Consider the following 13,079-nt stretch of genomic DNA (forward strand, 5'->3'; position numbering starts at 1 on the left):
GCGGCTAGGTGTACTTCCGCGCGAGGTTGCTGGCGTGATGCGGGTGTTTGGCCGTCGATCCGCGGTAGGGCAGGTCCGCCCCACCGGCCGACACTTCACTTGAACATTCCGGCTGCCGATCGCTATACGGGCCCGATGGGCGCCAGATTCATGACTTGTGTCGGGGCTCTGGCCGGTGCAGGTTCCGGCTACGAGCGGCGCGGCTGACGGCGTCGTACGTCGATCAGCAAGCCCACAACGATCGCCGCCAGCGCCGGCGTCGTCCACCCCATCTGCAACTCGGAGGCGGGCAGCGCGTCGACCACGGGCTCAATCGCCTGGAAGCGCTCCGGGGCGGCGATCAGGCCCGCCTCGCAAAACGCCACGATCGCGGCGACGAGCGCGCCGAGCTTGTACGTCCAGTCGAGGGCGATCGGCATCGCCAGCTCAATCAACCCCAAACCCACAATCACGATCGCGATCGGGTAAATGAACTGGTTCAGCGGCGCCACGACCTCCAGAATCGTCTCCAAGCCCAGGTTCGCCAGCGCGATCGACACAGCGATCTGCACCGCGATCACCACCGAGCGCGGCACCCTCCGCAGGAGCCGGTGGAAGTACGTCGTCGACGCCGTCAGCAGGCCGATCGCCGTCGTCAGGCAGGCCAGCAGGGTGATGATGCCGAAGATGACCTGACCCATCGAACCAAACATTTGGCCGGCGACGGACGCGAGCAGCTCGGCTCCGTTCGTGAAACCCATGCCAGCCTGGCGCGAGCCGATCAGCGTGAGGCCGATGTAAACCGCCGCCAGGCACGTTCCCGAGACCAAGCCCGCCTTGGTCATGCCGGTGATCCGGGCCCGTCGGTTGGCGGCACCACGCTTCTTCAGCTCCGTCACGATCACGACGCCGAAGACGAACGTGGCCAGCACGTCCATCGTGTAGTAGCCCTTGATCATTCCGCCGGTCAGCGACGACGGCTCTGTCGAGACCGGGTTGTCAATCTGCGGCAGACGAATGAGGGCCGCCACGATCAGCAGGGCCAGGAAGGCCAACAGCAGCGGGGTGAGGATGCCGCCCACGCGGTCGACCACCTTGCGCGGATTGACCAAATACAGCGTCACCACCGCGAAAAACACCAGCGTGAAGATGAAAAGTGGCGCACCGCCGGCGTCGGCAGAATCGGAGACGAAGGGGCGGGTGGACATCTCGTAGGCGACGGTGGCCACGCGCGGCACGGCGTAGAGCATGCCCGTGGACAGGAAGACCGCGAGCGTGAAGAGGAAGCCGGCCGGGCGACCGATCCGCATCGCGATGCCGCCGATCCGCAGCTCGGAGGCAGTTTCCGTGGAGATGACGATCATCGCCAACACCGGTAGCGCCACTCCCGTGAGGAGGAAGCCGACCAGGACCGCCGGGAGCTGCGCGGCGGAGTTGGCCCCGATCATCACCGGGAAGATCAGGTTGCCCGCCCCGAAGAACATCGCGAAGAGCGCGAACCCTACGATGACGGAGGTTGGCATCCCTCGTTTTGCTGCCGGTGCGCTCACTGTGTTCCCCTCATGTTTGGCTATGTGTCGGTGGCGCGGCGTGGCGCGCCATGCGCGACGAAAGTGCGCGGGCATAAACCCCCGCTAGGGCAGGCTACCCGCCGCCGCGGCCGCGAACATAGATCACCGGTCTCATTGTGGCCATGACTTTCGCCATGTTTGCGAACGTGCGAAAGCCGGCGCGCCCGACCGGGCGTGCGGCGCGGGCCGCGCCGGGCCGGCCGGGCGGGCATGAAAAATCCTCCGGCACAGGCGAACCCATACCGGAGGAATTTGGCGGTGGAGGCGGGATTTGAACCCGCGGTAGCTATTAACTACACAGCATTTCGAGTGCTGCACCTTCGGCCGCTCGGACACTCCACCTCGGCACGTCATCTTAACCGAATTGCGCGCACGGGAGCAATTCCGCCGGGGTGAGACCGAACACCGTTCCTCACCCGCGCCGGGCGGCAAACCACTCCCGCAGCTGACGCGCGGCCCGCTCCTCGGCGACCCCGCCACGCACTTCCACTTCGTGATTGAGCCGGGAATCACGCAGGACGTCGCGCACGGACCCCGCCGCGCCAGCCTTCTCGTCCCAGGCGGCAAACACCACGCGGGAGATGCGCGCGTTCACGATCGCCCCGGCGCACATCGTGCACGGCTCGAGCGTGACGTACATGGTGGCGCCGGACAGGTTCCACGATCCGCGCGCCCGCCCCGCCTGTCGCAGGGCGTTGATCTCGGCATGGCCGGCCGGATCGTGGTCAATCTCACGCGTATTGATCCCGCGCCCGATCTCCCGCCCAGCCTCGTCCACCACCACCGCGGCGACGGGGACGTCCCCGGCGTCCCCGGCGCCGCGGGCCAGCTCCAACACCAGATCGATCCACGATTCTTCCATGCCACCATCGTATCGATCTGGAAACGCACGGGCCGCGAACACGGTAGATTAGAGGTATGAAAGTCCAGGTTATTGATCACCCGCTCGTGTCCCACAAACTCACCGTCCTGCGCGACAAGAAGACGCCCAGCACAGTGTTTCGCCAGCTCGTCGAAGAGCTGATCATGCTGCTCTCCTACGAGTCCACGCGCGACGTGCAGATGGTAGACAAGCAGATCGTCACGCCGGTGGCCCCGATGACCGGCCGCGCGATGGCCACCCCGGCGCCCATCGTGGTGCCGATCCTGCGCGCCGGCCTGGGGATGCTGGAGGGCATGATGAAGCTCATGCCGACGGCGGAGGTCGGCTTCCTCGGCCTGAAGCGCAACGAGGAAACCCTGGAAGCGGTCACCTACGCGAACCGCCTGCCCGATAACCTGACCGGCCGCCAGTGCTTCGTCCTCGACCCCATGCTCGCCACCGGCCACACCCTCATCGCCTCGATCGACTACCTCTTCGAGCGCGGCGCCCGCGATGTCACTGCGATCAGCATCCTCGCCGCCCCCGAAGGCCTACAGGCCCTCGAGGATCACCTCGGCGACCGCGCCAACGTGCGCGTGGTGGTGGCCGCGGTTGACGACCACCTCAACGAGCGCGGCTACATCGTCCCCGGCCTGGGCGACGCCGGCGACCGCCTCTACGGCGTCGTCGACTAGTGCCCACCCCAACGCCGGGCTGGCTCGGCTCCCCCGCCCCGGACTACCTCGGCCCCACGTGGCGCAGCCGGCGCATCTACCTTCGCGACGACGACGGCGGCGCCCCGCGCGGCCGCACCGAGTTCGCGGTACTGGTCCACGAGGTCGACGCCGAACAGCTCGTGGCCGCATCCGGCATGGCCGCTCTGTGGATCCCCGGTTTCGTGGACACGTTCTTCCACGTCGAACATGCGGCGGCGTGGCGGGAAGCGAACGTGGCCCTGGTGGGTCTCGACATGCGCCGGGCCGGCCGCGCGCTCATCGGCCGCCACCGTGACGACGTTCGCGACATGTCGGTGCGCAACGAGGAGATCGGCCGCGCTATCGAGGTGCTGCGCGCCTGGGGCGCGAAGAAGGTGATCCTCATCGGGCATTCGACGGGCGGCCTGCAGGTCCCGCTCTTCGCGGCGGCGAATCCCGGTGCGGCGGACGCCCTCATCTTGAACTCCCCGTGGTTCGACCACAACGGTTCCGACCTGCAGAAGAAGCAGCTCACCACCCTTGTGGACCGCCTGGGCGCCCGGCTGCCGCTGTTGCGGATCGGCAAGCTCGATCCCACCTACGCCCGCCGCCTCCACGTCGACTTCGGCGGCGAATTCCGCTTCGATCCGGCTCACAAGCCTCTCGACTCCGAACCCGTCCTCGCCGGCTTTTTTAGGGGCGTGCGCCGAGCCCAAGCCCGACTGGCGGCGGGGCTGCACATCACGGCCCCGATCCTCGTTGCCCACTCGAGCGCGTCGGGCAACCCGAAGAAGCCAAGCGACGCGGAACTGGACAGCACGGACGTCGTGCTCAACGTGGAGGACATGGTGCGCCTCGCCCCGCGGCTCGGGCCCAACGTGGACTTGTTGGCGGTGCCGGGCGGGCGGCACGACCTCTCGCTCTCGCCGGGCCCGGCGCGCGCCTTCTACACCGAGCGCACGATTTCCTGGGCGCTCGACAACGCGAGCACCGCCACGCGCTACTGATCCGCGTCACACATCGTGAGCCTGCGGTTCGCCGTCGTCGGGACTCAGCCCCGCTGATTTCCCTCAAAATAGGCCACCAGCGCCGGATCCAGCTCGGGGACGACGCGCGGCGTGGACCCATCCCGCAGCGACTCCGTCGCCAAGATCCCGGCGGCCACCGCCGCCCACGCCCCCAACGGGTTCGTCGCGGTCTCACTGCCGGCGGAAACGAAGCGGAGGAATTCGTCCACGATCTTGGTGTCCGCCTCGTCGTGGCCGTGGGCGTCGCCGACGATCTCGAAGGTCTCATCCCCGTCGGCGTCGTAGTAGTGACGCCGGTTCCACAGCTTGATGTGCCCGCCCTCGCCGTCGCCGAAGTTCTCGATGCGGCCCTCGGTGCCGATCACGGTGTAGTTGCGCCAGTAGTCGGGGGTGAAGTGGCACTGCTCGTAGGAGGCGAGCACGCCGGACTTCATGCGCATCAGCATCATCGAGATGTCCTCCACGTCGATCACCTCATTGAGCCCGCGCTGAGACAGCGGTGGCCAGTTATCGTTGGAGAACCAATCGGGCATGAGCTCTGCCGAGTGGTCGGCGCGGTCGGCCACCTGCCCGTAGACCATCAGGTCGCCCATCGCCACCACGTCACGCGTGGTGGAGCCGGCCAACCAGTGTATGACGTCGATGTCATGAGCCGCCTTCTGCAACAGCAACCCTGTGCCATGCTCGCGAGTGGCGTGCCAGTCCTTGAAGTAGAAGTCGCCGCCCGTGCCCACGAAGTGCCGGCACCAGATCGCCTTGACCTCGCCGATGCGTCCCTCGCCGATGAGGTCGCGCATCTGGGTGACCACGTGCATGTGACGCATGTTGTGGCCCACGTATAGCTTGGTCTTCGTCTGGTAGGCGGTTTCCAGGATCGCGGTGGCGGAGTCTAACGTGATCGCCATCGGCTTCTCGAGGTAGACGGGGATGCCCGCGCGCAACAGTGTCATCGCCACCTCAGCGTGCGTGTCGTCCGGGGAGAGCACGAACGCGACGTCGACGCCCGCTCCGATCAGCCCCTCCAGATCCCGCTTCACCACAAGCGCCGCCGGATCCTTCTTCAGCCGGCTGCGCACCCGGTCGGCCACGAGCTCGTGCGGATCACACACCGCAACGATCTGCGCATCCACGCTCGCGCGCTCCGCCTCCAACGCCAACGCACTGCGCGCACCGACACCAACCACACCAACGCGAATCGTCATGGCCCCACTCTACCCCCGCGCTCGCGGCGGACTAGCGGTTGTTCCACCAGCGCCGCACGAGCACGCCGACGCCGAAGGCCACGGCGAAGATGCCAACGTACTGGATGATTTTGACCGCCGTCGGGTCGGCCGAGGTTGCCATGAAGATTGCGAGATTCACAGCCCCATTCTACCCGCAGGCGCTGGGCGCCCGAAGGTCGGCGGCGCATTTGCTAATCTTGGTCTGAACGCGCACCTGCACGGCGCAACCGCAGCTACAGAACAGGAACTTTGATGGGTAAGTCTAGCCGCCGCAAGAAGGACGCCAAGCCGAAGCGGCCTCGCATCCAGTTTGTCGACCGCCCCTTTGAGGGCCTGCCGTTCGAGGCGGAGCTGGTGGCGATGCGGGAGATCATCCCGGCGGCCACCCTCACGGTCAGCACGACGCCCGAGTACGGCTCTCGCGAGATCACGCTCGTGACGATCCTGCCGGGCATGGGCGCGGCGTTGCGGCGCAAGAACGGCGAGTTGCTGGTGGCGGTGCAGACGGTGACGTCGTCGGGAGATGCCTCGCGCGACATCGCGGACCGCCTGCTTGCAGCCCTTGAGCTGGAGCCGGGTGAGTCGATCTCGCACGCCGAGCTACCCGTGCTGGGCCCGCGTCTGCAGGACGTGCTCGATCCGGCTAGCGCCGGCACGCTCGAGATCCGCGACTCCTACGAATACTGGCTGGACGAGGAGGATGCGAAGGATCCGAACGTTCAGATGGCGATCCAGCAGACCTCGGACCAGATGGTTCCCACCGCACAGGTGGCGGGCGTGGAGGGCGCCTACTGGTGCCGCATGCAGCGCGAGTTCCTGCGCTGGGTGCGCCCGGAGCCGGAGGAGAAGGTGCTGGACGGCCTGGCTCGCCTGCACTTCAAGCGCGAACTCACCTTTGACGACGCCCGGTTCGTCGGCGCCTTCCGCGCGCTCGGCCTGCTCATCCCGGTCTTCGAACTGGCGGCGGGCACCGAGGCGGACGAGCTTGAGGGCCCGCTTGCCGCGTTTGACGAGGTGCTGACGGCCGCGACCGCCTCAGACGAACCCCTCTCCCCCGAGGAGCGCCGCACGCGCTCGGGAATTATTTCCCGTCAGGTCACTCTGCGATAGATCACTGCACGTTCGCGCATTCCTTTGCACATTCTTTACCTGGAACGGTTAGAATTTACGTGTGAAAGGCGAACGTGTAGCTGTCGTTATTCCTGCAAAAGACGAGGCGGAGCGCATCGGTGCGACGATCCGCGCCGCGCGCGCCATCCCGAAAGTCGATCTCATCGTGGTGGTGGACGACGGCTCCGACGACGACACGCGTGCCGTGGCCCGCGCCGCCGGCGCCACGGTGGTGCGCCACTCGGTCAACCGTGGCAAGGCTTCCGCCCTGGAGACGGGCGCGTCGGTGGTCGCGATGCGCGACGCCGAGGACGCCGTCCCCCGCACCCTCCTTTTCCTCGACGCCGACCTCGGTGATTCCGCGATCGAGTGTGCCCCGCTGGTCACTCCGGTGCTCGCCGGCGACGTGGACATGGCCATCGCCTACCTGCCCCCGCAGACCGGCGCGGGCGGGCATGGGGTGGTGACCAGGTTCGCGCGGCGCTGGATCAAGAAGCTCACGGGCTGGGAGGCGCAGCAGCCGCTGTCCGGCCAGCGTTGTCTCACCCGCGAAGCCGTGGAGGCCGCACACCCGCTTGCCCCCGGCTGGGGCGTGGAAGTGGGCATGACGATCGACCTGCTCACCCAGGGCTTCGTCGTCCAGGAGATCCCCTGCAAGCTCTACCACCGCCCCTCGCGCAACGACCTCGCGGGTCAGCTACACCGGGCCAGCCAGTACGCCGACGTGGTGCGGGCCGTCAACGCCCGCCGGCTACGCGGCACGAAGGTCAAGGCGCGTCAGCGCTCCGGGCAGGTTCCTGAGCCTGGCGTTCCGTTCCGCGCCGTGAAATAGGGCGCAACGTAGGGCGCGCGGTAGGGCGGGCGGGGCCTTCCACCACTCATGAAGCGGGAGCCGCCGAGCCCGCCCCCCCCAACGGTTTGCTACCGGCTCACGCAGGATGGTTTTACGCTTCGAAGACGTTGCGCCCGTAGCGCTCATTCTCGGTGCCGTCCAGCCCGGCGATCACCCACAGGCCACACATGTAGATCCCGCCGATGAGCGGGATGACCAGCCCGGAGTCGTTGATGAGCATGGCGAGCAGCAGGGTGGTGGTCGCGGCGATGGCGCCGGCGCGCAGCTCGGGGAAGTCGGCGCGGTCGCGTAGCAGGTGCAGGCCCGACCGGCGCAGGCACACCGCGCCCGCGCTCACCACGACGGCGGCGACGATCCAGCCCGGCCACGGCACCTGGGTGAAGAGCTGGTGGGCCTTGCGTGCCACCACGTCCCAGGCCTGCCCGTCCAGGAGGGATTGGAAGAAACCGCCGAGGTGGGTGGGCTCGGGGCGGAGCCAGTCGAGCCAGGAGATCCCGATCGCGAGCGCGGCGGCAGCCAGCCCCAGCGCAAGCCCCCGCAGCGGTGTGACCCGCACACCCCTGACCATCAGCACCAGGATGATGAAGCCGACTAGCAGCGGCGGCGGGCCGCCGAAGTCGGCGCCGATGTGCGGGGCGCCGTTGACAAAGATCGCAACGCCCCCGAGCGCGACGACGACGCCAACCGCGATCCGCCGCCCGGCCAGCACGCGCGCCGCCACGACAGCGAGGAAGATCATCGACACGGCCCAGATGGAGAACGGCGCATTCGAGATGCCGTAGAAGCGGCCGCCGGACTGGGGTTGGTCGCCGAGCACGGAGCTGGCGTGCAGGTGGGAGCCGAGCATCGCGTCCAGGCCGATGACGAGGGCGGTGAGGGCAGCGATGACGACGGGGGCTAGGGCGATGGCCGGCAAGCCGCCGGCGTCGGGGGCGGTAAGGACTCCGCCCGCCTGCCCGGTTCCTGCCCGCTCTTGGGCCAGCCTGCGCTTCGTCGCCCGCTGGACCAGCAGCATGGCGATCTCCGCGACGAGCACGGCGATGAGGATGACGCCGATGGTGAAGGAAATCGTGGAGAAGCGCCCAGCCCGCCACCACGGCAGGAAGTTGATGAGGAAGGAGGCCACGGGCATGGCGGCCAGCACCGCGAGCGCGAAGACGTGGTGGATGCCGAAGCGCCCGCCGCGGATCGTGATCACCATGGAGGCAAAGATGAGGGCGGCGCCAAAGACGTACAGGAGGTAGAAGAGCACGACGACGGCGCGGGTCATGATGGCGCGGTCGTTGGCGTCGGCGAGGGTGGCCGGCCCGGCGTCGGAGGCGACGGAGGTGACGGCGGCGCCGGCGGAGGTGGCCGGGATCTCCACGCCGAGGGCGGCGAGGATGGCGGCGTGGACGTCCACGTTTTGGATGAGCCCGCCCTGGCGGGTGGAGGCCGAGGTGGCGAGCCCGTGGTCGGGTTCGCCGATGACTGTCTGGAGGTAGATCTGCAGGCGGGAGGTGCGTCGGTCCGAGTCGCCGACGGAGGACACGATCAGCGTAGTGCCTGGCTCGAGGGCGGTGACGAGGGCGCCCAGCTCGGCGTCCATCGTCTCGGCGAGGGCGCGGGTGTGGGCCGAGACCCGGCCCGGCGGGACGAGAGCGGCCTCGAGGGCCGAGGAGGGGGCGGTGTCGCGGTGGGCGCTGCCAAGGTCGACGACGACGAGGTCTGCGCCTTTGACCTGCGCATATGCGTCGGCCACGTCGTTGACCGTGCCGGAGGCAGAGACGGGGAGGGCCGGACCGAGGGGACGCCCCTCGGCGTCGGCGATCGCCACCGCGCCCCCGCCACCGACGGCCGCGACGGTCAGCCCGGCGTCGGTCACCGCGGTGCCAAGCGCCCCAAATCTGGGGTGGAGCGGGTTGGATTCGTTGTGCTCGAGGAGGGTGTACCACAGGTGCAGGCGCCCGCTGGAATCGGTGGCGCGCCCGACAAAGGTGTCGGCGTATTCCTGGCAGGGCTGGTGGGAACCGGCGATGCCGCGCGTGCGCACACCCGTGTTCAGGGTGGCCCATCCGGCGAGTGAGCAGGTGGTCAGGTCGAAGGTGCGCACGGAGACGTTGGCGATGGCGGCGTCGTCGGCGAGGGCCATCAGCGTGGGGGTGCGCGAGCTGACGGCCTCCCACGGGATGCCCGTCATGCCCACGAATACCACCTTCTGGCCGCGCGCGAGCGGGGTGGGGTCGGGGCGCAGGAGCGGGACGAGGACCGCAGCGATCAGCGCGAGAGCGGTGCCCGCCACGATCGCGATGCCGGCGCGCCCGAGTCTCATGCTTTCTGCCATGGAATTTAGCCTAGCGTGCCACGGGTAGACTAGCGGCCATGAGCAAGCTTCGTTTTTCATTTCTCGGCCCGCGCGGCACCTTCACCCAGCAGGCGCTGAACGAAATCGCCACCGAGGACGAGGCGATCCACATCCCCGCGATCGACTCGCCGCGCGCGATCAAGATGGTGCGCTCCGGCGAGGCCGACTACGCCGTCGTGCCGATCGAGAACTCGGTGGAGGGCGGGATCAACGCCACCCTCGACACCCTCGCAGCCGGCTCCGACCTGCTCATTTACGCCGAGGTGCTGGTGGACATCGCGTTCACGCTCGCGGTGCGACCCGGCACGACGATGTCCGACATCACCCACATCTCCACCCACAACGCCGCCTGGACGCAGTGCCGCAACTGGCTGGGGGAGCATCTTCCCGACGTCGTGCACCTGCCCGCGTCCTCAACCGCGGCCGGTGCGGAGAAGCTGGCCACCGAGGAAAACCCGGGATTCCAGGCCACGCTAGTCTCGAAGCTGGCGGCCCAGCAGTATGGGTTGGAGTCGCTGAGTGACGCCGTGGCCGACAACCCCGACGCCGTCACCCGCTTCGTCCTCATCGGCAAGGCGGGCCGGCTGCCTGAGCGAACCGGCTCGGACAAGACGACGCTCATGGTTCAGCTCGCCACCGACGAGGCCGGCGCCCTGCTCAACATGCTCGAACAGTTCAAGGCGCGCGGGGTGAACCTGTCGCGAATCGAGTCGCGGCCGGTGGGCGATTCGCTGGGCCGATATGCCTTCTCCATCGACGCCGAGGGTCACCTCATGGACGAGCGGATCCAGGCGGTCTTGCTCGGGCTTCACCGGGTGTGCCCGAAGGTGACATTCCTCGGCTCCTATCCCTCGGCCTCGCGCAAGAGCATCCGGTTGCGCCCCGGCACCTCCGACGACGATTTCATCGGCGCCCGCGCCTGGGTAGACGCCCTGGTGGAGCGCTCACTGTAGGGGCGAACCTGCCGCCAGTGCACTGGCGGGCGCCGACCACCCGCGCCACCGGCCCGCGAAACCTCGCGCCGCCCCCACCGGGAAGAGCCGCTACCGTTCGCCGAAGAGGGTCCGCCCGGAGAGGATGGTCTCAACCTCGCCGCCCTCCAGGCCCGCCCCGCGCACGTATTCCACCGCGCGAGTGTAGAGCTCGTCCTGGAAGTAGGGGTGATCCGAGCCGAGTAGCAGGCGCTCGGCGCCGACGGTGTCGCGGGCGAGACGTAGCGAGGGCGCGTGGAAGTTCGCCGAGTCGAACCACATCCGCAGCAGGGATTCGCGCGGGGAGTGCGCGAAGGCGCCCCAGTGCTGGTAGTTGTCCTCAATTCGCTGGACGAGGAAGAGCAGGTCCCCCGCGAGGTGGGCGATGTGGAAACGGATGTTCGCAAAGCGCGCCGGCACGTCGGCTTTGAGCAAGTGCAGCACGCCGATCGCGTCCTCCACTGGGGCACCGTTCACCCAGGTCAGGCCGTGGTCCGCGATCAGCGGCGAATGGGCGCCCGTGCCAGCCGCGTGGATGTAGACCCGCGCCGAGCGCTGGTCCAGCGCCTCCCACAGCGGCTCGAGCGACGGATCATCCAGCGTGACGTCCCCGATCGACGTCGGCAGGCAGATGCCCACGAACCCGTCGAACTGGAAGATCCGCTCCAGCTCCCGTAGCGACTCTTTCACGTGCGGCACCGGCAGCGCGCCATAGGCGAGGAAGCGGCCCGGGTACTCGGCCAGGATCTCGCTGTAACGGTCATTGACCATGACCGCCGCCCCGAGCGCGGCCTCCGCGTCGGGCACGATCGGCAGCTGCGGCACGGCGGAGAGCACCTGGACATCCACGCCGGCGTCGTCCATCTGGCGTAGCCGTGCGGCGATGTCCTCTGGCTCCGAGGACGCACGCAGGTCGCGCGCCACCTGCGTGGTGGCCGGGTCGACGCCGATGCGTTCGAGCAGGTCGAGGTAGTCGGCGGGATAGACGTGGGCGTGAGAATCGATGATCATCATTGCTCCTTTCCTACGTGATCTTTCCGAGCTGAGAATGTGGCCGCGCGGCTAGGCGACTCGCACGCGCAAAGCTCCCTTGTCGATGTAGCCGGAGATCGTGGCGGACGAGCCCAGCACGTCGCCATCCACCTGGACGAGTTGGGGGGAGTCGGCAACCACGGTGGCCGAGCTAACGCGGTGGATGCGCAGGTCTCCCGACGGCTGAACCCCCGGCACGTCCACCGGCTTCAAGCCCAGCCCGTTGAGGCCGACCTTACGCGCCATGTCCACCCAGCCGATGAGCCCGCGCCGGATGTCGAGCACCCCGAGCTCGAGCCAACCGTCATCGGGGCGCGTGTGCGGATCGAGGACGAGCCCGCCAACCAGCTGACCACAGTTGAGTAGCATGACCGAAAGCGCCTTCACCCTCACCGGATCGCCCTCCTGACCAGCGGTGATCGTTGCCGACATCCTCTCCGAGCGCAGGTAGGGCACGGCCGCCTTGACGTAGGCCAACCAGCCGATCTTCGCCTTGAGGTCGGATTCCTCATCCGCCGCAGCCATGATGTCCGCGTCGAAGCCCAAGCCTGCCACCACCAAGAAGGCGTACCTGCCGGGCTTGGCCGGGGCCGTTGTGGCGGGGTCAAGATCACGACGCTCGGGCCCGCCCGTTTCCTTCGACTCCTGCGTGCCGGTTCCGGCACCGGCCGGAATCTCCACCCAGCCGACGTCGATCGCGGCCTCCTGACCGGTGAGCGCGATAACCGCCATGCGGCCGGCGGAGGTGAAGGGCAGGTCCAGGTTCCTGGCGAGCAGATTGCCGGTGCCGACCGGGAGCAGGCCCAGTGGCGTGCCCGTGCCGGCCAGCACCTCGGCGACGTTACGGACCGTGCCGTCCCCACCTGCGGCGATGACCACCGACGCGCCCATCTCGAGAGCCTGACGGGCCTGGCCGCCGCCCGGATCGTCCTCGGTGGTGGGCAGCCAAACGGGTTCAGGCAGGTCAGCATCGACGGCAACCCGAGCCAGCAAAGCCTTGAGATAGTCGAAGTCAGCGTTCTTCGTAGGGTTGTAGACGACGACCGGCCCCGCCTTCTCCTCCTCGCCCCGCGCCGGATCGGCACTCACGCCCGGATCGACAAGCCTGCGCAGGGCCTCGATCTGCGCCTCGTTTTCGTCGATTCTGCGGCGCAGTGCATCAGCCGACGCGTTCACCCGGCCGGCTGACCACAGCGCAAATAGCCCGACCAGCAGGCCAAGCGCTCCGATGGCAATTCCCCAATACATGTCATTCATCCTAAACCCTCCCTCCGACATTTCTGTGGCGAATCTGCGCCATGACCACATATCGACAACGACGCGCAGAACCGAGCGCCCGGCGGGCACGGCAAGAGCAGCGCCGGCGCGGGCCGCCGTCGTCGAGAGCAAGCAGCCGTGAGCAAGCCGGCCG

12 protein-coding genes and 1 tRNA gene are annotated in these 13,079 nt (G+C 68.1%); 5 read left to right on the forward strand and 8 right to left on the reverse strand.

Annotation, left to right across the window (positions count from 1 at the left end):
• Positions 1–188: 188 nt before the first annotated feature.
• The 3 genes from brnQ to tadA form a co-directional block, all read right to left on the reverse strand.
• Positions 189–1,502: a branched-chain amino acid transport system II carrier protein gene (gene brnQ / locus J2S45_RS10755; RefSeq protein WP_296929712.1), complete on the reverse strand. Its 1,314-nt coding sequence runs from the start codon at positions 1,500–1,502 to the stop codon at positions 189–191.
• Positions 1,503–1,803: 301 nt separating this feature from the next.
• Positions 1,804–1,892 (reverse strand) — tRNA-Ser (locus J2S45_RS10760).
• A gap of 70 nt (positions 1,893–1,962) precedes the next feature.
• Positions 1,963–2,412 (reverse strand): tRNA adenosine(34) deaminase TadA, encoded by a 450-nt coding sequence (gene tadA / locus J2S45_RS10765; RefSeq protein WP_270973797.1) that lies wholly within the window; start codon positions 2,410–2,412, stop codon positions 1,963–1,965.
• Between the two features lie 56 nt (positions 2,413–2,468).
• Between tadA and upp the strand changes: the two genes are divergently transcribed.
• Both upp and J2S45_RS10775 read left to right on the forward strand, forming a co-directional pair.
• Complete coding sequence (gene upp / locus J2S45_RS10770) at positions 2,469–3,107, forward strand: uracil phosphoribosyltransferase (RefSeq protein WP_270973795.1); 639 nt, start codon at positions 2,469–2,471, stop codon at positions 3,105–3,107.
• Positions 3,107–4,114 (forward strand): alpha/beta hydrolase, encoded by a 1,008-nt coding sequence (locus J2S45_RS10775; protein ID WP_307635402.1) that lies wholly within the window; start codon positions 3,107–3,109, stop codon positions 4,112–4,114. Before upp ends, J2S45_RS10775 begins: the two co-directional genes overlap by 1 nt.
• 44 nt (positions 4,115–4,158) lie before the next feature.
• Here the strand turns inward: J2S45_RS10775 and J2S45_RS10780 are convergent, their stop codons facing one another.
• Positions 4,159–5,337: a Gfo/Idh/MocA family protein gene (locus tag J2S45_RS10780; RefSeq protein ID WP_307635403.1), complete on the reverse strand. Its 1,179-nt coding sequence runs from the start codon at positions 5,335–5,337 to the stop codon at positions 4,159–4,161.
• 31 nt (positions 5,338–5,368) lie between these two features.
• Entirely contained in the window at positions 5,369–5,497 is a 129-nt protein-coding gene (locus tag J2S45_RS10785; protein ID WP_270973790.1) for a hypothetical protein, read from the reverse strand.
• Between the two features lie 113 nt (positions 5,498–5,610).
• Between J2S45_RS10785 and J2S45_RS10790 the strand changes: the two genes are divergently transcribed.
• A complete protein-coding gene (locus tag J2S45_RS10790) occupies positions 5,611–6,468 on the forward strand; it encodes a DUF5926 family protein (protein WP_307635404.1) in 858 nt (285 codons plus the stop codon).
• 61 nt (positions 6,469–6,529) lie between these two features.
• Entirely contained in the window at positions 6,530–7,300 is a 771-nt protein-coding gene (locus J2S45_RS10795) for a glycosyltransferase (protein ID WP_270973788.1), read from the forward strand.
• Positions 7,301–7,412: 112 nt separating this feature from the next.
• Here the strand turns inward: J2S45_RS10795 and J2S45_RS10800 are convergent, their stop codons facing one another.
• The gene (locus J2S45_RS10800; protein WP_307635405.1) at positions 7,413–9,644 is read right to left on the reverse strand and encodes a hypothetical protein; all 2,232 of its coding nucleotides are present in this window, start codon (positions 9,642–9,644) and stop codon (positions 7,413–7,415) included.
• Between the two features lie 38 nt (positions 9,645–9,682).
• Here J2S45_RS10800 and pheA point away from each other — a divergent pair, with 38 nt between their 5' ends.
• A complete protein-coding gene (gene pheA, locus J2S45_RS10805) occupies positions 9,683–10,618 on the forward strand; it encodes a prephenate dehydratase (RefSeq protein ID WP_270973785.1) in 936 nt (311 codons plus the stop codon).
• A gap of 90 nt (positions 10,619–10,708) precedes the next feature.
• Here pheA and J2S45_RS10810 read toward each other — a convergent pair whose 3' ends face one another.
• The gene (locus J2S45_RS10810; RefSeq protein ID WP_307635406.1) at positions 10,709–11,650 is read right to left on the reverse strand and encodes an amidohydrolase family protein; all 942 of its coding nucleotides are present in this window, start codon (positions 11,648–11,650) and stop codon (positions 10,709–10,711) included.
• A 48-nt stretch (positions 11,651–11,698) separates the two neighbouring features.
• Complete coding sequence (locus tag J2S45_RS10815; protein ID WP_307635407.1) at positions 11,699–12,916, reverse strand: diacylglycerol/lipid kinase family protein; 1,218 nt, start codon at positions 12,914–12,916, stop codon at positions 11,699–11,701.
• Between the last annotated feature and the right edge of the window lie 163 nt (positions 12,917–13,079).

It is taken from the genome of Trueperella abortisuis, from assembly GCF_030811095.1.
Lineage (GTDB): Bacteria > Actinomycetota > Actinomycetes > Actinomycetales > Actinomycetaceae > Trueperella > Trueperella abortisuis.

Bases quoted from the DNA above. Each gene is read 5' to 3' on its own strand.
- brnQ (WP_296929712.1), bottom strand. From the start codon at position 1,502: ATGCCAACCTCCGTCATCGTAGGGTTCGCGCTCTTCGCGATGTTCTTC.
- J2S45_RS10790 (WP_307635404.1), top strand. From the start codon at position 5,611: ATGGGTAAGTCTAGCCGCCGCAAGAAGGACGCCAAGCCGAAGCGGCCT.
- J2S45_RS10780 (WP_307635403.1), bottom strand. From the start codon at position 5,337: ATGACGATTCGCGTTGGTGTGGTTGGTGTCGGTGCGCGCAGTGCGTTG.
- J2S45_RS10800 (WP_307635405.1), bottom strand. From the start codon at position 9,644: ATGGCAGAAAGCATGAGACTCGGGCGCGCCGGCATCGCGATCGTGGCG.
- J2S45_RS10815 (WP_307635407.1), bottom strand. From the start codon at position 12,916: ATGTATTGGGGAATTGCCATCGGAGCGCTTGGCCTGCTGGTCGGGCTA.
- upp (WP_270973795.1), top strand. From the start codon at position 2,469: ATGAAAGTCCAGGTTATTGATCACCCGCTCGTGTCCCACAAACTCACC.
- J2S45_RS10810 (WP_307635406.1), bottom strand. From the start codon at position 11,650: ATGATGATCATCGATTCTCACGCCCACGTCTATCCCGCCGACTACCTC.
- pheA (WP_270973785.1), top strand. From the start codon at position 9,683: ATGAGCAAGCTTCGTTTTTCATTTCTCGGCCCGCGCGGCACCTTCACC.
- tadA (WP_270973797.1), bottom strand. From the start codon at position 2,412: ATGGAAGAATCGTGGATCGATCTGGTGTTGGAGCTGGCCCGCGGCGCC.